This window comes from Paenibacillus sp. V4I7 (assembly GCF_030817275.1).
In the GTDB taxonomy this organism is placed as follows: domain Bacteria; phylum Bacillota; class Bacilli; order Paenibacillales; family NBRC-103111; genus Paenibacillus_E.
Genome location: NZ_JAUSZD010000002.1, coordinates 5,438,606 through 5,459,060 on the forward strand (window position 1 = coordinate 5,438,606; position 20,455 = coordinate 5,459,060).

The following is a 20,455-nucleotide window of genomic DNA, read 5'->3' on the forward strand; positions in this document are numbered from 1 at the left end:
TATAAAAAAGAATCGAACACGAACATTCGATTCTTAATTTTACTTAATATTGAACTAAGGAAACGACGTCAATCCCATTAAACTTACTTCTACCGTCTAAATAGGATAACTCGATCAAGAACGCAGCCCCTACAACTTCTCCGCCAAGCTGCTTAATCAGGTCGATCGATGTTTGAATCGTTCCACCTGTTGCAAGCAAATCATCCGCAATCAGTACCTTTTGACCTGGTTGAATAGCATCTTTATGCATGGCTAATTTATCCTTGCCATATTCAAGAGCATAGTCAGCCTCAATCGTCTCGCCAGGCAATTTACCACTCTTACGAATCGGAATAAAGCCTAATCCAAGTGAATAAGCGAGCGGAGCGCCAATGACGAAGCCGCGTGCTTCAGGACCCGCAATAACATCGATTTGTTTCTCTTTAATTAATGCTTTCATCTGATCGATAGCTTCTCTATAAACCGGTCCATTTTGCAGTAACGTTGTGATGTCCTTGAAACGAATGCCTGGTTGTGGAAAATCCGGGATAACGCGAATGTGTTCTTTGAAATTCATATAATTTCCTCCAAAATGTGATTTTCTTTTTTTATTTGATCGGCTATCCATTCCTCCAGCTCTTTGGCTGAGGAGTACATGACAATGGATTCAACTTCCTGGCGATGCAATCTATGTTGATACAAGCGGGATGCTGTTAGATCTCTCTTAGCCGGTGACGCATGTAGTTTAACTAGGCCGCCTTGTTTCTCAACAAAACCAAGTTCTTCAAAAACGGATAAAATAAATTGAATCATTGCTGGAGAAAGACCCGATCGTTTACTAAACGAGGTCATTAATCGTACATCCTGAACATTCAGCGATCCTTCTTTTTGCAAAGTGCCATACAGCATTTTAAACATGTCTCGAGATGGCAGCGTACTGCCGCTGTCAGGCCCTAACTCTGCAAATACTGGATAACAGCGCATCATTCCACAGGCTTGATGAAGCACACTCTGCAAGCTTGCAACGCTGCGTGGGATCGTGTACAAGATAATATCCTGCATGTTAGCAAATCCAAATTGACGGGCTGATTCGTTCCCCGGTCGTAATTGTTCGCTATCTTGAACAATCCAGTAGGGCACTGAGCCACCTAACTGAAACGCAGTTGAAGTGAATAAGGCTGCATCTGCTTCATCAAATAGAACGATAGCTGGAGTGAGTGTGCGGTTACCATTCCCCGCAGCAATCGTGTTCTGAAGTACGCTAAGCTTTGTGCTCAATTGTCCCGCTCCACGCCAATCAAACAGCTGCATATGCGTTATACGAAGATCCTGCATCATGATTTGAGGCTTCCTCACACCGTTCCACTCGTTGATTGAAAGCTCTCCAAGCACATCTACCTTAGCAGCAGGTGCGATCAGACCAGCCAAGCTTCCTTTGCCGAAACCGACAGCTTCCACTGAGCAGCTTACTTCTTCCTTCATCTGGGAGAGAGCTAGCTTGAGATGCTGTTTCTCCTTGCCCATCGTCCGGATATCGCCGAGCGATAAATCGGTGAACATGAACCTCGGCGCAGGATTACCCATTCCGAATGGCGCGAGCTTCTCTAACTGCTCAATACTTGCAATCGGAACATCTGACAAGCTGCACGCCGCATCTGCTTTCAGAAGTGGAATGAAATCCTGTTCCGTTAGTGCAGCAGCTGCTAGTTCATTCAGCTTATGAGTGAATGCCTCCAGATGGCTGCTATTCAAACTCATACCCGCAGCCGCTTGATGGCCACCATAGTGGTCAAGCATCTCTTCACAAGCCGTCAGCGCTTTGTGTAAATCAAAGCCGGCAATCGAGCGAGCAGAACCTTTGGCCATACCCGTCTGTGGATCAATGCTAAGCACTAAGGTCGGACGGTAAAATCTCTCTACGATCTTGGATGCAACAATACCGACAACACCGACGTTCCACTGTTCCTTAGCGACAACTATCACTTTATCTAAACCTTTGGCTTGCTGCTGCTCGGCTAGAACAAAAGCTTCTTTCACCATTTCTTCTACAATAAGTTGACGTTCTTTATTCAGCATATCCAGTTCAAAGGCAATTTGCTCCGCTTCTTTCTCATCCGATGTTGTCAGCAGCTTCACAGCAATATCTGCGGCTTCCAATCGGCCGCTTGCATTAATTCTTGGTGCTAGCGAGAAACCAATGTGAGATGCGGTCACTTCCTTATTATCAATCCCGGATACACCAATAAGTGAACGAAATCCTGCGTAGGTAGAATCCTGCATACGCAGCAGTCCCTGCTTCACAATTAAACGATTCTCCCCCGTGAGAGGCATTAAATCTGCAACCGTACCAAGCGCTGCAAACTCCAACAGTTCTTCAGGCAATCGATCAAGTATGGCATGAGCCAATTTAAAAGCAACGCCAACGCCTGCAAGGTGTTTATAAGGGTAAGGGCAACCTGGCTTCTTTGGATTAATGACAGCTAAAGCTTGAGGCAGTATCTCAGGTGGCTCATGATGATCCGTTACGATAACATCTAGGCCTATTTCCTGACAATAGGCTATTTCCTGAACAGCACTAATGCCTGTGTCAACCGTGATTAATAGCGTGACGCCTTGTTCTTTGGCTAATTCGATCGCAGAGCGATTTAGCCCATAGCCTTCTCGAATGCGATGAGGGATATACGTATCGAAACGAGCGCCTAGGCCTTTTAACAAATGAGCCATCAATGAGGTGCTGCTTACACCATCGGCATCGTAATCACCATATACACGTATGAATTCATCATTCTGAAGAGCTTTTCGGATCCGTTCTACAGCTGGGAGCATCCCGTCAAGCAGATACGGGTCATAATAATAGTGGACTCCGCCATGCAAGAATTGTTCAGCATCTGGCACGGTGCGTATATCTCGAAGAACAAGCATCCTGGCAACGAGCGGGTCTATCTGCAGCTCGCGCACAAATGTTTCAACGAGCATTTCATCCGCATTTCCTATGCTCCATCTTGCCTTCGGTGCTAGCACTCGGTGTGTCCTCCTTAGAGTTTTCCGTATGGAAAACTTTCTTCGTAAACATAATTTTAGCGCTATTTAGTGAATAACGGATGGAACTTCATTTAACTCGGTATCCGTATTATTTTTGTAAGGATATCCTGCATCATAGGGGCTTACCTGAACAAAAACATCAGAAATATGATGGAATCGTTTCATCAACTGCTGCTTGATCTTTTTGGAGACTTCATGCCCTTCCCATACAGATACCCTTGGATTTACGCTAATTTTGATATCAACAACGACATAATGGCCATGTTCCCTTGCCTGCAAGTCATCGACGGTTATTACACCTTTTATCATCTGTACGGCAGCAATCAGTTCTGCAGCATCTTCCTGCAGCAGGACATAATCGATTTTTGTATGTAAGGCTTCTTTAAGTAACGAATACCCCATCTTCAGCACCATGAGAGATATAAATAATCCCGCAAGTGAATCCAAATAATAAAGAAAAGATAGGTTTAGGTAATTGCCCATTAAAGCTCCTAACACACCAATGAGAGCTACAATAGAAGAGTATATATCGGAACGGTGACCCCAGCTATTAGCAATTAATTCCTGAGATTCTAAACGCTTTCCCATCCTGTATGTATATTGAAACATAATCTCTTTTACCAAGAGCGAAATCCCAATTGCAACAAGTGCGTATACCTTAGGAGCATGCTCTACGTCAACCCATATGGATTTGATGGTAGAGATGCCCAGTTCAACACCCAGGACTAGAATAACGATCGACAGCAAAATAGATGTGATAGATACCTTCTTATCTTGACGATTAGGATTTGCTTCTTGAGGCGCCGCTTCTGCTGTTCTTCGTTTAATTAATGCAGAAGATGAACTTACTGCCTCAGAGGCTGAATGTACCGCGTCAGCGAGAAGTGCTTTACTCTGCGACATAAACCCAACAATAACCTTGAGACAGGCAAGAGCTAAATTGCCGGAAATACCTACCCAGACAGTGAGTTCTGTCTTTTGAAAACGCTCGTCATTCACGTGGACACTCCCCCTGAACGGATACAAAGGCCGCGCAACATTCACGCGGCCGGTTATTATGGTTATTACGCTGCAGCTTTCTTTTTAGAACTACGCAAAGAGTTTCTTTTCAATAAATACCAAATTGAACATGCTATGAAAATAGACGAATAAGCTCCACTTGTTAGACCGATTAATTTCGCAAGTGCGAAAAGTTTAATGGACTCACTACCGAATATATATATACACCCTGCGGCTAACAATACGACTAATACGGTATTGACATTACGCGCCATCGTTTGCCAGATACTATCGTTGACCAACGCAACGAGATCTTCGTCCGTTTTGATTTTAGCAAATCGCAGATTTTCACGAATACGGTCAAAAATAACGATTTTATCATTGATAGAATAACCAATTGTGGTCAAAACTGCCGCTAGAAACGGTAAGTTTACTTCAAAGCGGAAAATCGCAAACATAGCGATAACCATAAAAGCATCATGAAGTATGGCAATAATCGCTGCTAAGGCAAAGCGCCATTCGAAACGAATACTGACATACAAACAAATCAAAACGCTGGAAATGGCAATGGCATAAACCGCTTTAAGCAATAGTTCCTTCGCTAATTGTGGATCAACTGTGTTGATTTCTTTGGAAACCTCAGAACCATAAGCCGTTGCGAATGCTTTTTGGATCTTATCAACCGTCTCATCATTCAAAACATCATCGAATCGGATGGAGACACGATCACTGTTATTACCGCCGATTGTTGGATCCGCAAAGTTCGATTTTACATCGCCATTCGTTTGAAGAGTATGCAATATTTCTTCAACCTTGGCACTGTCTAGTTGTTTGCCAACGACAAGATCAATATTTGTTCCTGCTTTGAAATCAACGCCGAAATTCATGCCAGAAAACAGCATAACGAACAGACCAATAGCAAGAAGTGCAATCGAAATAATGAAATACTTATTGCGATTTTTCACAAAATCATACTGTTTCTTAAAGCCCACGGATATCTGCCTCCTTCACACCGAAATAACTTGGCTTTTTCAGCAAGTTGCCCCGTATGATAAGATGCAGCAGCCATCTGGAGAACAATACGTTCGTTAAGATACTGATAATAATACTCATCATCGTAATAACCGCGAATCCGCGAATTGCGCCGTTTCCGACGTAGTACAGAACTATACCAGCAATCAAATTCGTTACGTTAGCATCCATAATTGTACGGAAAGAATGTTTCGAACCTGATTTCAATGATGAAAGAATGCTCTTGCCGGCACGTATTTCCTCACGAATTCTTTCATAAGTAATAATGTTCGCATCGACCGCCATACCCGCTCCTAAGACGAGGGCCGCAATACCTGGCAGCGTTAGTGTTGCATCCATAAAGTCGAATATTGCCAATAGTACCCATACATAAGTAATCAGTGTAAAGGCAGCCACTACACCCGGTGCACGGTAATACGCTACCATGAAGATGAAGATTAAGATCGAAGCAATCAAACCAGCTCTAGCTGTTTGATGCAGCGATGCTTTACCTAAAGTGGCATCCACACGCTGAATATATTTCTCTGTTAATTTTAACGGCATAGCCCCCAAGTTAATCATTTTCGCTACAGTAGTTGCTCCCGCAACACTTGTTTGAGTAATGATAGCAGAGTCACTATCAATCGGAAAATTCACTGAGGCTGAAGATTCCAGTTTTTCATCCAAATAAATGGATAACGTACTACCAGTAAGCTTGGTCGTAACTTCTTTAAACTTCTCTCTGCTCTTCATCTTGATTTCAACAATCGGTTGATTCGTATTCGGATCGTAGCTAACTTTAGCAGCGTTCTCAACAAAATCAGTTCCGTTCATATAAACCGTTCCATCCGGACCTCTAAAGGTAAGAACAGCAGGCTTGGATAATAAGCTTCTGACTTCTTCCTCATTTTCAACACCCGCAAGACGTACACGAATGCGATCTGATCCTTCCGGATAAACCTCAGGTTCGGCTACACCAAATGAGTCAGCACGTTTGGCAAGGCTTTCTGCCGCTTCAGAAAGCGTCTCCTTTGTAAGCGGTTGACCAGCTGCCAAGGGCTCTGCGGTGTACAAAATTTCAAACCCGCCTTTTAAATCCAATCCAAGCTTAATTCGATCTACTAGACTAGGGCTTGTTGCTCCGATCGCTCCGAGAACAACAACAACCGTTAGAATAAAGAACGATATTCTTTTCCAATCCACCATCTCTTGCTTGTCTCCCTTCCATACTCAATATGCCTATTATACTCAGGTCTGAAAATCGAGTCAATTTAAGTCGTTTCATGAAAAAATAAGCCCATTCTTAGAATTGGGCTCCTTTATACATACTAATCGTCATCCAGTTCATGAACGCCGTTGATTTGAGCGACAAAATGTCATTTACGATTTGATGAAGCGAAGGGACACCCGTTTTGCGGTATTTGTCGCTAACGCAATCCCATATATCTTTACCACTCACGTGCTCGTAGCCAAGCATAACAAATTCTTCAACTTTGCTTAAACATAAGCTTTCGATAAGCTCATTAAGTTCCAGATCAGTAAGGGAAACCTGTTCTTCCTCAGAGTCAATGGATGCTGTCTCGCTAGCCTCTACCTGTTCATTCTTCTTGTCCTCAGGATGATGAGGTACTTGATCGTTATCTTCTCCGTTCATTGGGAGAACCTCCTAAGGTGTGATTTACCTTTACTCATTAGAATAATTCGATATTCATCCACCATTTTCCTGCCAAACTGTGACCTGTCCACAAAATGTTAGCATGAGCTTGGCCAACCCTCGCATAGTCATAGGATATGACACGTATCGGAAGAGGGAATGGCAGTGACCAAGCAGTCGTTTATTAGAGGCACGATGATCCTGTTAGCCGCAGGCATTTTGAACCGTATTCTTGGCTTTATACCTAGGATTACTTTACCACGTGTCATCGGTGCTGAAGGTATCGGTATTTATCATATGGGTTGGCCATTCTTGTCCGTTATCTTAACTATTATAACAGGCGGGATACCTGTTGCGATTGCCAAGTTGATAGCAGAAGCAGAGGCTGAACACAACGAAACGAGAATACGCAGCATTCTAAAAATCTCGTTAGCTATTACCATCAGTCTCAGTGTCGTATTTACGATCGCTTGTGTCGTAGGAGCTTCGTGGATTACATCTCATTTATTAACAGACTCACGAGTTTACTACACGTTCCTTTGTATGAGTCCAATGATCCCGATCATCGGTATCTCCGCTGTTTATCGCGGCTATTTTCAGGGAAGACAGAATATGATCCCTACCGCTACTTCTCAAATTATGGAGACACTCATCCGTATTGTCATGGTTCTCGTTTGTTCGTATGTAATGATCCCCTATGGGATCGAATATGCAGCAGCTGGTGCGATGACGGGTGTCCTAGCGGGAGAAATTGGCGGCCTAGTCGTCTTAGCCATCCATTTCAAGTACGACAAGAAAACATCTCCTAAAGCCCCTATTGCGCAAATTGGAACGAATAAAACGAATGGCAGACTTTCTAATTTTCGTAGAATTATGCGAATTTCAATCCCTATAACAGGAAGTAAATTGATTGGGGCAAGCTCCTATCTGCTGGAATCCATTCTGATTGCACAAAGTCTAGCTATTGCGGGTATCTCAACTTCATTGGCAACAGCCCAATACGGCGCCTTACAAGGGATGATTATCCCTATTATACTTCTGCCTAGCGCACTTACGATGTCATTGTCGGTCTCTCTCGTTCCCTCCTTAAGCGAAGCAGCCGCCCGCAAAGATATCAAAACCATTCACATGCGGCTGCATCAATCCTTAAAGCTGGCTTTAGTAACTGGTGCTCCATTTGCTGTCCTTATGTTCGTTCTTGCAGAACCGATCTGTACATATATGTACAATCAACCTGAAGTAGGAGTCATGCTGAAAATGATGGCTCCTATCGCCATATTTATTTATTTTCAAGCTCCGTTACAGTCCGCCTTACAGGCTTTGAACAAGCCAGGATCCGCTTTAATCAACACCTTGATTGGCTCATCTGTTAAGCTTATTCTCATATATTGGCTAGCCAGCAAGCCGGAAATGGGTATTCACGGAGCTGTTTTCGCCATTAATGTGAATATCGTCTTGGTAACGCTTCTGCATTGGAATAGTGTTGTACGCCTGTTGAAATTCCGCATGGAAGGCAGTGATTTCGGTAAAATCGGGGCAGCTATGGCGCTTTCCGGGCTTTGCAGCTACTTCATCATGTATACGTCTTGGACATCAACCGATTGGCTTCGTTTTGTAACCTCTTTTGTCATAGGGTTTATCGTATATTTAGTGTTCATCACTCTATTTCGTCTAATTAGCTTAAAGGATATAAGCCGGCTTATGAACATGGGCAAAAAAATCATACGCTGATGAGCAGCTTATCTTTTACGATCCAAAAACATTCGCCCTCTATGATCAATGGAGCAATAAAACACTTCTTTAAAATCACGGGCTCCTTTAACTTGGAGTTGATTTTTCAGCCAAAATCTGGTTTTCCCTATTTTCTCCAAATTCGCATCCTGCACTTTACCATCCATAATGAGAGGCAGCGGAAGTCCTTCATAGCGAATCGCACCCTTCACTCCATCATTGACTTCAGCTGTCTCTTTTACTTCTCTTTCCACTACACTTAATTTCCCCGAAGGTTCTAACACCGCGAACTCCACATCTGCCACATTCATAATCTTATTTTGTCTTAGCTGCAGCATCAAATCATCTAAATTATATCGATGCTTCTTCATTTCCTCTCGGTCAATCATTCCCTTGTTGATTAAGACGCTCGGCCTTCCGTCAAAGAGAATTCGAACGGTTCTACTTTTTAATGTAATAAACGCAATGAAGATTTGAATAAGTACCAGCGTTGCCATTGGGACAAGCCCATCCATAAGTGGTTTGCTGGAATCTTCAAGAACAAAGACCGCAATTTCTGCAATCATAATCGAGATCACAAGATCAAACAGCGAAAGTTTACCAATTTCACGTTTTCCCATGAGCCTTAACATGAGAAAAACGACAAAGTAGATCAGCACGGTACGTAAAAAAATGGTCAGAATATCCATTGTTAGCCTCCCCTGATCTAAGCTCTTGCTTGTTCTCGGAGTTCAATGGTATTCTGACCGCTCATGCACTTCATCATGCAGAATTTACGTATTCAATTGTTGGCAATTCCTACAGAAATAACTTGAAATAAATTGTAGCTGCTATGAATAAAAGCAAAGAAATCGGAGCGGCCACGATAAAATATCCGCGTTGTGTTAGCCCTCCCCCCTCCTGATCAGAAAGAGCGGCCGCATACATGCTAGTCATAGAACTTAGAAGAGTGACCCCGCTGCCAATGGCAGTTCCAACGATTAAAGACCACCATAATGATGTAATTGTTGTGATGTCGGCTGCACTTGGCAGCATGCTACCCATATGCTTGACGACTGGAATCATGGCAGCCGTATAAGGAATGTAGTCCATCATGGCAGAGCCAAAGCCGGTAAGCCATAACAGAAGGATGGATAAGAAGGGAATGTTTCCTTGACTGATTTCTAAACCTCTCACTGCAATAAATCCGGTAATTCCGGCATACGTTAAACCACCGATCATGATGAATAATCCAAAGAAAAAGAGCAATTGTGTCTCTCTCAAGCCTTGCCATATGGAAAGATAGTCTCTACGTTTCACCAATTGGAATAGTTCTTTGTAATTTAATGCCAATAAGGTTACTGCCCCACATGCAGCAATGTACGAAGCTTTCCATCCTAGTACGCCTTGAAGTAACAAAGCTAACAACGTAAGTCCGATGATTAAACAGCTCCCAACAAGAAATCCTCGATCTGAAGCCAAATTAGAGGCGGGTTGTAAAGTAAGCAGCTCTCTTTTATATGATTCTGCTACAATCATCTTCTTCCCGTAAATCAACCATATCACGAGATATACAATGGCTAACAAGATGATTACAAGAGGCCCGAGCTTTATTAGCATCTCCCCTGTTGATATATTCTCTGCAGCTCCAATCATTCGGTTAGGCAAATTCCCCATGAGCGTTGCAGCTCCACCAATATTCACCGATAAGAGGATGCTAATCAGAAAAGGAACTGGAGATAATTTCATCATTTTTGTCGTCTTCAGCAAAATGGGTACAAGCACGGCTATAGCTAGCAAACCATCCAAAAGCGCTGATACTATCGCTGAAAGGACTGACAAACTTAGTAGAACCGTAATTGGCTGTAATCGAAACTTTCGTAGGATATGACTTGCCGAATAAGCGATAATTCCTGTTTTCTGAAAAACGCCAGAAATAATAAATAAGCTTGTGATAAGTAAAAGAACATGCCAGTTTGCGTAACTTGTAACTGCCTTGCCAAGAGGAACAATCCCCAACATTATCATCAGAAGGGCTCCACCTAATGCTGTATACATCCGATCCCATTTCTCAATCAAGATACAAACATAAGCCGCGGCAAAAATGATCAAGGCAATGATAGCTTGCCATAAAACTGGACCTTGAGAAAATTCCGTCATAATTATCCCCTTCCCTAGAACAGTCTGTACTAATTCTATGTGCTTGGCCATACAATGATGTTAATGAAACGAACGAATATACGAAAGGATTGGTGGCCTGTGAACCCTATGAAAACGGTCAGTCAGGTTCGAATAACGTCTCCTTTATTTTCCGGACTTGTTTATTCATTAAGTATGATGACAATTGGAACAATAGTGACGTCCTTATTTCTACTTTTAACCAGCACACAAGAAAGCTCTCTGCATATGTTAACTACGATTATTCATGCAGTTTCTCTATTTATTGGAGGCTGGGTTTCAGGCAAAAGAGCTGGAAACCGCGGCTGGTATCACGGGGGTATTGTTGGCTTTGTCTATTTTATCCTCATTTTTTTGGTTGGTTTTCTTGCTTTCGATGCCGGTTTAAATCTTCAATCCCTTCAATTACTTAGCATTCTATTCGTGTCAGGAGCATTGGGCGGAATACTCGGCGTTAACACGCAAAAATAAGACGTTTCCGTGAAGATATCACTTTCCCCCTTAGATTGTGGTATAATATCATAGTTATTGCCACAAATAATTTCCAATATTAGGGGGAAAACACCATGAGCCCTTTTCAATCTATGACGCATGCTACAGTCTATATAGTTATTACTATCTTTATTTTCCTGATCGCTGCGACACGAAAGAATCCATTTAATATTGCCGGAAGCTTTGTTCAAGAAATATTTACCTCTCGTAAGTATGTCCTTCACTTTGTTGCACTGATTACCATACTTTTTTTTAATAAAGTCGAGATGTGGGTTGAAAAAGAGATCGATATAAAAGCGGATTTCACCAAATCGATCTATAGCATTGAAGGTAACTTCGTTGCATCCATTCAGCACTTTTTCCATAATGATACGTTGACTTTAATTAGCAGCTATTTTTATGTGGTCGTTTTTCCCGCTGTAATGATAACATCGATTGCACTTTATACGTACCAGAAAAATTATAGACTCTTTTACGCCATTTGTTACGCACTCATGTTCAACTATATGATTGCCATTCCATTCTATCTGTTTTTCCCAGTCAACGAAGTATGGTCGTTTCATCCTACTGTTAAGCTGTTGATTCTCGATGTATTCCCAACTTTTGAACAAGACTATCGCCCACTTTCTGGACTTGATAATTGTTTTCCAAGCTTACACACATCGATCTCGGTTTCGATGGCTGTAATTGCAGTGAAGAGTCGCAATACGTTTTGGAAAATATTCGTGCCTTGTTCTTCGGCATTCATCATCTTCACGATCTTTTATCTAGGTATCCACTGGTTATCTGATATGTGTGCCGGTGTTGTGCTTGGTGTTGTAGCAGCTAGAGTAGGCTTACGTATTTCCGATGGCCGTCTCGTTCTTGGCGAACAAGCTCTGCTTAAGCGATTAAAGAATAATGAACTATAATACCTGTCTTATATCTTTGTAAAAAGTCAAATAAAAAGCGAGAACCTGATTGAAGGATCTCGCTTTTTATTTTATTCCTTTGCTGCAGTTTGAGAAACAGCATTGACAGCAGAACGATCAAATGTCATTTTCGTCGCATCGTTAACACGAAGTACACAAATGTCGTCCGTGATTTCCATAATCGTTCCGTGAAGCCCGCCAATCGTAACGACCTTATCCCCTTTTTTCAATCCTCCAAGCATTTGACTACGTGTTTTCTGTCTTTTTTGCTGTGGACGAATAAGTAGGAAGTAGAGAACTACGAACATGAGCACTAATGGCCCGTATGTATACAAATATCCTACCGCACCTGTGTCGGCAGCTCCTTCAGCCAATAGAAACATAGGTATCCTCCTCTCTTAGAATCCTCTTTCATTATCATTCAGCCCATAAGCTGCAAAGAAGTCATCGCGGAAATCAAGTAAACGATCTTCCTTTATAGCTTCTCTGACTTCTCGCATAAGCTGTAGTAGAAAGTGAAGGTTATGAATTGTGGTCAATCTGATTCCGAAGGTCTCATCCGCTTTAATTAAATGACGAATATAAGCTCGGCTGTAGTTCGTACAGGTATAACAAGAACATTTGGGATCCAACGGACCAAAGTCAGTCGCATGCTTAGCATTACGGATAACAAGCCGGCCTTCGCTAGTCATACAAGTCCCATTCCTGGCTATCCTTGTTGGCAGTACGCAATCGAACATATCGATACCGCGGATAGAGCCTTCAATTAATGCATCTGGGGAACCTACGCCCATCAGATAGCGAGGTTTGTTCGCAGGCATAAGAGGTGTTGTGTAATCAAGCACTTCATACATCAAATGCTTAGGTTCTCCAACACTCAGTCCACCAATAGCATACCCCGGGAAATCCATGGAAGTCAACTGCTCGGCACTCATCTTACGAAGATCTTCGTGCATGCCTCCTTGAATGATGGCGAACAATCCCTGATCATTCGGTCTGCTATGACTTTGCAGACAACGCTCGGCCCACCGCGTCGTACGCTCAAGTGATTTCTTCACATATTCATACTCTGCGGGAAAAGGAGGACATTCGTCAAAAGCCATCATAATATCTGAACCAAGTGCATTCTGAATTTCCATTGCCTTCTCCGGGGAGAGAAAAAGCTTGTCCCCATTCAAGTGGGATTTAAACTGTACGCCTTCTTCCGTAATCTTACGCATGTTACTTAGACTGAATACTTGGAACCCGCCGCTGTCTGTCAAAATAGGTCGGTCCCAATTCATGAATTTGTGCAAACCACCAGCGGCTTTCACTATATCATGACCCGGTCTGATGAAGAGATGATAAGTATTACTTAAAATAATATGAGCATCCATCGTCTTCAATTCCTCAGGGCTCATCGTTTTTACCGTTGCCTGTGTGCCAACTGGCATGAAAGCTGGCGTTTCAATGACACCGTGAGGGGTGTGAACGCGTCCAAGACGTGCTCCGGATTGTTTACATGTTTTGATTGGTTCATAAGTAACTGCTGCTGCCAATACATCCACTTCCTATTCTAATCGTCTTTCTGATAATTGAACTTAGTAAATTAACATAGCATCTCCAAAACTAAAAAAACGATATTGCTCGCGGACAGCTTCTTTATAAGCTTGCAACACATTCGTTCGCCCAGCTAATGCGCTAATAAGCATAAGCAGGGTTGACTTAGGTAAGTGGAAATTCGTTAACAAGGCATCCACCACACCGAATGTATACCCCGGATAAATAAAAATTGAAGTCCAGCCCTGTGAAGGCTGAATAACTAATTGTTCGACAGCATCGTTACCTGCTTGCTTGCGACTCAAGCCAGCTGCAGTTTCTAACGTACGAGCTGATGTAGTCCCCACGGCAATCACACGCTTACCATTCATTTTGGTTTCGTTAATTAGTGCTGCCGTTTCAGATGACAGTATGTAATACTCCTCGTGCATATGGTGTTCTTCAATCGTGTCCACAGATACAGGACGGAATGTCCCGAGCCCTACATGTAGGGTAACAAATGCAAGACGAACACCTTTGGCTTGAAGTTTATCCAAGTAAGCTTCGGTAAAGTGCAGCCCTGCCGTTGGTGCAGCAGCTGAGCCTTCATGCCTTGCATATACCGTCTGATAGCGTTCCCGCTCTGACAACTGCTCCTTAATATAGGGAGGAAGCGGCATCTCGCCCAACCGGTCTAGAATCTCATTGAAAATGCCTATATAACTAAACTGGAGGACACGACCACCCATATCTCCAACTTCCACAACTTCCGCTGTTAACAGAGGTTGTTCTCCACTGGTTGTGTTGCCGTTCACGCCGAAAACCGCTACTGCCCCTAATTGCATGCGTTTCCCTGGCTTTACCAAGGCTTCCCAACGATCCTCACCTAGGGGCTTCAGGAGCAAAATCTCCACTTTGGCGCCGGTGTCTTTCTTCGCACCAAAAAGCCGTGCTGGAATGACTCGCGTGTCATTCATCACGAGTAAATCCCCGGCTTCTACATAATCAATTAGCTGTTCAAAAGTCCGGTGACTAATCTCACCTGATTGTTTGTTCAACGTAAGCAGTCTAGACGCTGTTCGATTAAGCAGCGGCGTCTGGGCAATCAACGATTCAGGTAGTTCAAAATCGAAAGCTTGTACATCCATGTTATGTATTCATTCCTTAGTTATGTTGACTCCAGCATAATAAGACTGAAGTATTTTCTTATAATCGTAGCCTAATTCGGCATAGCCTCTTGCACCCCATTGAGACATGCCAAGTCCGTGTCCAAAGCCTGTTCCACGGAAAATGAACTGATTGCCTTGACCTGCCGTTTGTGGATTAGGAGGGGTCACAGGGGGTACCAACGAAGACGTCGGTTTCGACTGTCCCGCTGTGCCAAGAGCCGTTAAATCGGTTATCTTCAAGGCTGTAGGCTGTGATTGACCACCAGACAGCACATAGACCGAATCAGAGCCAGCACTACTTGTCTCACTACTTCCTGCACCAGCAATCGTTAGGCCAATAGGATCTGGGGTATTACCAGTATAACTTCCTGCTTGTACAATTTCAAACCGGGTGCTGGGTAATCCCCCAAGTGCCGCACGTAAAGCATCAGGATAAGGCACCTTCACCACAACACCGTTCGCTTTCAGTTCGGTCACCCTCCCTGAAGGTCCTCGCTTCGATATTTCAAGTGATTGCAAATCTCCGCTTACAACTACATTGGCTGCCGCTAATTTACTTTTAATCTCATTACCTGTGTAAGGACCTCTAATCCAAGAATAGGCATTCGATTCTTTTTCTTGGCCCAACACTAATACTTTCTCTTTATTGGAAAGCTGAGCAATCGAAGGATTAGCAGCATTATCTACATAAGGTGCCGTACGGACATTTACACCTTGTTCCGTGGCCTCGTAGTAGGAGGCGCCCTCTTTACCCTTCTGACCACTGTCTTTGAGATACATGCTGTGTACGTAGCCCGTGCGACCATCGGTTAATTGAATACGATACCAGATCGCCTTCCCTTTTTCAGCACCATCATCCGGACTTGGCACACTACGCAAATAAGTTAATGGATTCCCCCATACTTCAGAGGGATCCGCAGTCATCCCGCCTGAATTCGAAGAAAACACAGGCGATATCAGACCATTTTTATCTGATAATACTTCGTCTTTCGTCGCATCAACAGCTTGTATTCCTGCTGCAAATTCCTTTTGTATTCCATAGTAAACCTGATCTAACGTTGTATCCGTGACTTGTGCAATCTCATACTTATTTCCCTGTTTGATTGCAAACGTACGAGCAGCTACAGCTTGTGCCTTCAACGCTTCTGTTGGCCAACTAGAACTAAGCTCAGAGCCTAAGACAGCATATAAATATTGCTCCATCGGAACTTCATTCACTAAAGCTAACCTACCATGATAGGTACTTATCTCCATATCTCCGCGGTAACTAAGGTTAGCCCGCTCCTTGATGGCAATTCCCTGACTCTTCGGATGGATTACCGTCTTTTGATCACCTGCTGCCGCGGCATAATGAAGTACCGAAGCGGAGCCATTCGTGGAAGCCGTCACATCCGATCTGCGAATCAAATAGGATGATTTCGTATTCACAGGTTGTAAAGCCAAGTTAGGAGCTGCGCGTAACGCTGCTTGCTTCACTGCCTCTAACTGTCCTCCAGCAGCTTCATTACCTACCCATACGCTATAGGTTAGTTTACCTTCCGCATCTTCTTGCAGCGCAATATCTGCTTCGAGTCCTGCTTGGTTAAATATAAGCAATTGCTGCAGAGCAGCCGCCTCATCAGCATACGTACCCGCACTCCAATGCAGTGGACCTTTAACTACAGGAGGAGCCAATTTCGTTAACGCCGAAACGGTTGTATCTTTAAGTGCTTGCGCTGCAGCACCTTCGGCTTCTTCCTTAGAGGGGAAGCTGCCGTAATAAACTTGGTATACCGTTCTTCCTTGTTTCACTCTACTTAACACATAGCTATCTTCGGGCATCGCAGCTAATTTAGCATTCAAGGCCTTGGCTGCTAGGTAATCTATCGTTTCGAGCATAATTACACTATACTGATCAATTGATAGTCGAATCGAAGCATCCGGAATCGAGACCCACGGTTTAGCAGCAGTCCCCGCTGAATTACGTACAGCAATATCCAGACCGCCAGACGCAGTAAGGGTTACTACCGGTTCTACTTTTCTATATTTGGTTGAATCTATCAAAAGTGCAACACGAATCTGATCCAAATGTTTGATCCCCTCTGCATTTGCATGGGGCACCAGCGCAGGGAATGTTCCAAAGGTCAAAGCAGCCATCGTTAATAAAGCTATTCTCTTAGGGGTAAGCAGCTTATTTCTCCAATTCATTCGACACAATTTCCTTTCTTTCGCAGCATTCTACTACATTAGACTCTAGAAATTGGAAGAAGTTTTGTTTGATAGAATTTAATATAGGCAAAAAACATCGTAGATTCATTGCTGCATCAAGCGTAACATGTCAAAACAACGGATTTCCCCCATACTCCTCCTCATGGTAAAAAATACAACAATTCTACTGCTGAAGATCAAATTGGCAGATGTGGACTTAAACTGTTGTACTTTGTATAACAATCGCTGAGTAAAACCATTTAAACCCCTAAATTGTTGCAGAAAGTACAACAATGAAATAAATTGTGCTCGAGCTTCAGAGATTCCCTCTCACACACCCTTCAAATTGTAAAAAGTGCAAAAAGCTTTCTTGCTCTGCAAGCTCGACTGGAACAATAACCTTTCTTGCTCAGTAAGCTCGACGAAAGAACAATCTCTAGCGAAAACAAAACTCAGTTGAAACAAAAAAAATCTTTTGCCCGCCTTTCAGCTGCGGCAAAAGATCACGAATTACCGTTGTTCCGGCACCGGTAAACCTAAATGATGATAGGCCTGAGGCGTTACCATCCGGCCTCTAGGGGTACGCTGCAAGAATCCAATTTGCAGCAAATACGGCTCGTAGACGTCTTCGATCGTCTGACTCTCTTCGCCGATGGTGGCGGCAATCGTTTCGAGCCCTACTGGGCCGCCTTGGAAGCTTTGAATGATGGCGCGCAGCATCTTATGATCAATCTCATCAAGTCCAAGGTCATCGACCTGTATGAGCTTGAGTGACTCTTTGGCGATGTCCAGCGTGATAATGCCATCGCCCTTCACTTGCGCGAAGTCGCGCACCCGCTTCAGCAAGCGGTTCGCGATTCGCGGTGTTCCCCGCGAGCGCATGCCGATCTCGCGCGCGGCTTCACCGACGATGCCGACCTGTAGGATGTCGGCCGTTCGGCTGACGATGTAGGTGAGCTCCTCCACCGTATAAAACTCCAGCCGACTGACGACCCCAAAACGGTCGCGCAGCGGCGCAGAAAGCAGTCCGACGCGTGTCGTAGCGCCGATCAAGGTAAACGCCGGCAAGTCTAGACGCACCGAGCGTGCGCTGGGCCCCTTGCCGATGATAATATCAAGGGCAAAGTCCTCCATCGCCGGATACAGCACCTCTTCCACCGTACGGTGGAGGCGGTGAATTTCGTCGATGAAAAGCACATCACCCTCCTGCAAATTCGTCAGGATGGCAGCTAAATCGCCCGGCCGCTCAATCGCAGGGCCGGAGGTCGTTCTTATGTTCACGCCAAGCTCGTTGGCGATGATGTTGGACAGCGTTGTTTTGCCGAGGCCAGGCGGCCCATACAGCAGCACATGATCAAGCGCTTCCTTACGCTGCTTGGCAGCTTCAATATAGATCTTGAGGTTCTCCTTCGCCTGCTTCTGGCCGATATATTCGGCCAAATAACGAGGACGTAGGCTGTACTCAATCGTGTTGTCCTCCATCATTAAATTAGCCGATATAATCCGGTCATTGTCCATGTTGATCCTCCTAAGAGTTTTGCTAAAGCAAAACTGACTTCGTAAGCATTCGCTGAGTTTTGCTTTAGCAAAACTGACTTCGTAAGCACTGGCTAAGTCATGCCCAATCCACTTCCACTACATCGTATACAAAGCTTGCAGCGCAAGCTTCATCAACACATCAACAGAATCAGACGGATTCGCTTTTGGCTTCACTTGCAACCAAGCACGATCAGCTTCAGCTTCCGTGTAGCCAAGCGTCATCAACGCTTCCTTCGCTTCACTCCAGGCATGACCGCCATCGCTCAGCTGCGCTGATCCAACCACGCTTAAAGCTACCGCAGCTTCCGGACTTGAGAAGCTCACCGAACCCAATTTGTCCTTCAGATCCAATATAATCCGCTGTGCTGTTTTCTTTCCGATGCCAGGGAGCTTTGTCAGGAAAGCTAGATTCTCCTGGCTAATTGCTAGAATCACAGCCTCTGGTCTTCCGCCCGCAGCAAGAATGCCCAGCGCAACCTTTGGTCCAATACCCGATACATCGAGCAATAAGCGGAACAAGGACTGTTCATCCCTTGAAATAAAGCCGAATAGCAAATGAGCATCTTCACGTACATGATAATGAATGAACATCGTGACAGCTTCATCTTCCTTATGCGGCAGTGCATAGGGATTCGGACAAAACACACGATAACCTACGCCATTTACATCCAGTACCACAAAGTCGCTCTCGCGTGCAGCAACTTTCCCTCTTAAGAAATCTATCATCTTTTCCTGACCTCATTTATCCTAGATTGCAAAGCAGAAGAATGCGCATGGCAAATAGCAATAGCAAGTGCATCAGCCACATCATCAGGCTTAGGCACTTGGGACAGTTTTAGTAATATTTTGACCATTTCCTGTACTTGGTGTTTCTCAGCTTTCCCGTAGCCAACAACGGATTGTTTGACTTGAAGCGGTGTATATTCAGCAATCGACAACCCAGCCTGAACACCTGCAAGAATCATGACGCCCCGCGCTTGTCCTACTGTAAATGCCGTCGTTACATTCCGATTAAAGAACAATTTCTCTATCGACATCGCGTCCGGTTTATACTTCTCTATTAATTGCGTCGTAGCATCATAGACATCTTTCAGCCTGATCCCAGGGTCCGTATGTGCTTCGGTTTGAATTGAACCATACTGCACAGGAATGAGCTTACTTCCGATCTTATCAATAAAGCCAAAACCAACAATCGCGATCCCCGGATCAATACCTAGAATACGCACTGTAATTTCTCTCCCATCTTAAAAAAAAGCGAACATATGTAGTCATTTCATTATAGCAGATAACAAAAAAAAGAGATAGACTCAGGAACCTCCCGATCTACCTCTTCATTCTACTATCACTTAATTATGGTCTTGTCATAGCCCGTTCAGTCTCTTGGGGCGGCATGGCATAATCGCTGAAAGTTGATAATACGCTATTATACTCCTCCAAATCAGTGACTCGGATCCCTTCATGGAGCTGCTCCACCGTTTCGCGTGGCAGACTACTTTCTAAATGCTTAATGTTCAATTGAAAAAATGTTCGAATCACATTATCCTTGGCTGGGGTTCCATTAAATAGGGACAGATTGCTGCTGCCATCGATGCCGAATACCGCCTTTTCCTTGCATGCCGGCGATAAATCATCGATACTCTCGGTAAAGGTGACATCTCCATTCGCACCTATACTCAGCAACCAATTAGGGTGCTTCATTTGCATTTTCAATAATTCTTGAGGGGTCTGCAAGCCCAACTGACTGCGCTCCTCGCCACAAACATATGTCTTAAGCAAATAGCTCTCCCTGCTATCCGTTATACTTTTCAACGTTGTCGTTGCTTCTTGAAGACGTTGATCGTCCACCGGTGTAAGTCCAGCAAAGGTCGATCTAACGACTCCGCTGGGGCTATCACCAGCACTTAGAAGGCTCCCAGTTGCATATAATATATAGCTAACCACAACGACGGCAAAGAACATTCCTAAGGTCAACCAACTACGTTTCCAACGCAGCTTTCTTTTCAAATGCTTCAAAAGTTGTCGTACATTCACCGATATCCCCTTCTATTCTCGTTTTTCCGTATTGT

General features: G+C 44.0%; 19 protein-coding genes. 3 read left to right on the forward strand and 16 right to left on the reverse strand.

The genetic code is table 11. The annotated features are described in order from the left end of the window. Window positions 1-43: 43 nt before the first annotated feature. The 6 genes from QFZ80_RS25400 to QFZ80_RS25425 all read right to left on the reverse strand — a co-directional run bounded on the left by QFZ80_RS25400 (window position 44) and on the right by QFZ80_RS25425 (window position 6,685). Window positions 44-556 carry an adenine phosphoribosyltransferase gene (locus tag QFZ80_RS25400; protein ID WP_307553265.1) on the reverse strand — a complete coding sequence of 171 codons (513 nt, stop codon included), beginning with the start codon at window positions 554-556 and terminating at the stop codon, window positions 44-46. Beyond that, window positions 553-3,000 (reverse strand): single-stranded-DNA-specific exonuclease RecJ, encoded by a 2,448-nt coding sequence (gene recJ, locus QFZ80_RS25405; protein ID WP_307561732.1) that lies wholly within the window; start codon window positions 2,998-3,000, stop codon window positions 553-555. The genes QFZ80_RS25400 and recJ overlap by 4 nt, the downstream gene beginning before the upstream one ends. Window positions 3,001-3,066: 66 nt before the next feature. Beyond that, a complete protein-coding gene (locus QFZ80_RS25410) occupies window positions 3,067-4,020 on the reverse strand; it encodes a cation diffusion facilitator family transporter (protein WP_307561734.1) in 954 nt (317 codons plus the stop codon). Between the two features lie 65 nt (window positions 4,021-4,085). Beyond that, window positions 4,086-5,012: a protein translocase subunit SecF gene (secF, locus tag QFZ80_RS25415; protein ID WP_307553262.1), complete on the reverse strand. Its 927-nt coding sequence runs from the start codon at window positions 5,010-5,012 to the stop codon at window positions 4,086-4,088. Then, window positions 5,002-6,234: a protein translocase subunit SecD gene (secD, locus tag QFZ80_RS25420; RefSeq protein ID WP_307555967.1), complete on the reverse strand. Its 1,233-nt coding sequence runs from the start codon at window positions 6,232-6,234 to the stop codon at window positions 5,002-5,004. The genes secF and secD overlap by 11 nt, the downstream gene beginning before the upstream one ends. Before the next feature lie 100 nt (window positions 6,235-6,334). After that, a complete protein-coding gene (locus QFZ80_RS25425) occupies window positions 6,335-6,685 on the reverse strand; it encodes a post-transcriptional regulator (protein WP_307561736.1) in 351 nt (116 codons plus the stop codon). A gap of 165 nt (window positions 6,686-6,850) precedes the next feature. Between QFZ80_RS25425 and spoVB the strand changes: the two genes are divergently transcribed. Further along, window positions 6,851-8,416, forward strand: coding sequence for a stage V sporulation protein B (gene spoVB / locus QFZ80_RS25430; RefSeq protein ID WP_307553260.1), 1,566 nt, complete (start codon window positions 6,851-6,853; stop codon window positions 8,414-8,416). Window positions 8,417-8,424: 8 nt separating this feature from the next. On the opposite strand, the gene QFZ80_RS25435 is transcribed toward spoVB, so the two are convergent. Both QFZ80_RS25435 and QFZ80_RS25440 read right to left on the reverse strand, forming a co-directional pair. Continuing rightward, the gene (locus QFZ80_RS25435) at window positions 8,425-9,105 is read right to left on the reverse strand and encodes a DUF421 domain-containing protein (RefSeq protein WP_307553259.1); all 681 of its coding nucleotides are present in this window, start codon (window positions 9,103-9,105) and stop codon (window positions 8,425-8,427) included. 109 nt (window positions 9,106-9,214) lie between these two features. Next, entirely contained in the window at window positions 9,215-10,555 is a 1,341-nt protein-coding gene (locus QFZ80_RS25440) for an ArsB/NhaD family transporter (protein WP_307561738.1), read from the reverse strand. A gap of 108 nt (window positions 10,556-10,663) precedes the next feature. On the opposite strand from QFZ80_RS25440, the gene QFZ80_RS25445 reads away from it, so the two are divergent. Together QFZ80_RS25445 and QFZ80_RS25450 are read left to right on the forward strand one after the other, a co-directional pair. Beyond that, window positions 10,664-11,044 (forward strand): TIGR04086 family membrane protein, encoded by a 381-nt coding sequence (locus QFZ80_RS25445; protein ID WP_307555965.1) that lies wholly within the window; start codon window positions 10,664-10,666, stop codon window positions 11,042-11,044. 95 nt (window positions 11,045-11,139) lie between these two features. Next, complete coding sequence (locus QFZ80_RS25450) at window positions 11,140-11,976, forward strand: phosphatase PAP2 family protein (RefSeq protein WP_307553256.1); 837 nt, start codon at window positions 11,140-11,142, stop codon at window positions 11,974-11,976. 71 nt (window positions 11,977-12,047) lie between these two features. Here the strand turns inward: QFZ80_RS25450 and yajC are convergent, their stop codons facing one another. From yajC to QFZ80_RS25490, 8 genes are all read right to left on the reverse strand, one after another. Beyond that, window positions 12,048-12,359: a preprotein translocase subunit YajC gene (gene yajC / locus QFZ80_RS25455; RefSeq protein WP_307553255.1), complete on the reverse strand. Its 312-nt coding sequence runs from the start codon at window positions 12,357-12,359 to the stop codon at window positions 12,048-12,050. A gap of 15 nt (window positions 12,360-12,374) precedes the next feature. Continuing rightward, the gene (gene tgt / locus QFZ80_RS25460; protein ID WP_307553254.1) at window positions 12,375-13,514 is read right to left on the reverse strand and encodes a tRNA guanosine(34) transglycosylase Tgt; all 1,140 of its coding nucleotides are present in this window, start codon (window positions 13,512-13,514) and stop codon (window positions 12,375-12,377) included. 42 nt (window positions 13,515-13,556) lie between these two features. Further along, complete coding sequence (gene queA, locus QFZ80_RS25465) at window positions 13,557-14,642, reverse strand: tRNA preQ1(34) S-adenosylmethionine ribosyltransferase-isomerase QueA (protein ID WP_307561740.1); 1,086 nt, start codon at window positions 14,640-14,642, stop codon at window positions 13,557-13,559. Between the two features lie 9 nt (window positions 14,643-14,651). Further along, the gene (locus QFZ80_RS25470) at window positions 14,652-16,850 is read right to left on the reverse strand and encodes a SpoIID/LytB domain-containing protein (RefSeq protein WP_307553252.1); all 2,199 of its coding nucleotides are present in this window, start codon (window positions 16,848-16,850) and stop codon (window positions 14,652-14,654) included. Between the two features lie 510 nt (window positions 16,851-17,360). Beyond that, window positions 17,361-18,368: a Holliday junction branch migration DNA helicase RuvB gene (ruvB, locus tag QFZ80_RS25475; protein ID WP_307553251.1), complete on the reverse strand. Its 1,008-nt coding sequence runs from the start codon at window positions 18,366-18,368 to the stop codon at window positions 17,361-17,363. 117 nt (window positions 18,369-18,485) lie between these two features. Then, a complete protein-coding gene (gene ruvA, locus QFZ80_RS25480; RefSeq protein WP_307561742.1) occupies window positions 18,486-19,115 on the reverse strand; it encodes a Holliday junction branch migration protein RuvA in 630 nt (209 codons plus the stop codon). Then, entirely contained in the window at window positions 19,112-19,615 is a 504-nt protein-coding gene (gene ruvC / locus QFZ80_RS25485; RefSeq protein WP_057306137.1) for a crossover junction endodeoxyribonuclease RuvC, read from the reverse strand. Before ruvC ends, ruvA begins: the two co-directional genes overlap by 4 nt. Before the next feature lie 124 nt (window positions 19,616-19,739). After that, window positions 19,740-20,420, reverse strand: coding sequence for a BofC C-terminal domain-containing protein (locus tag QFZ80_RS25490; protein ID WP_307553249.1), 681 nt, complete (start codon window positions 20,418-20,420; stop codon window positions 19,740-19,742). Window positions 20,421-20,455: the final 35 nt, after the last annotated feature.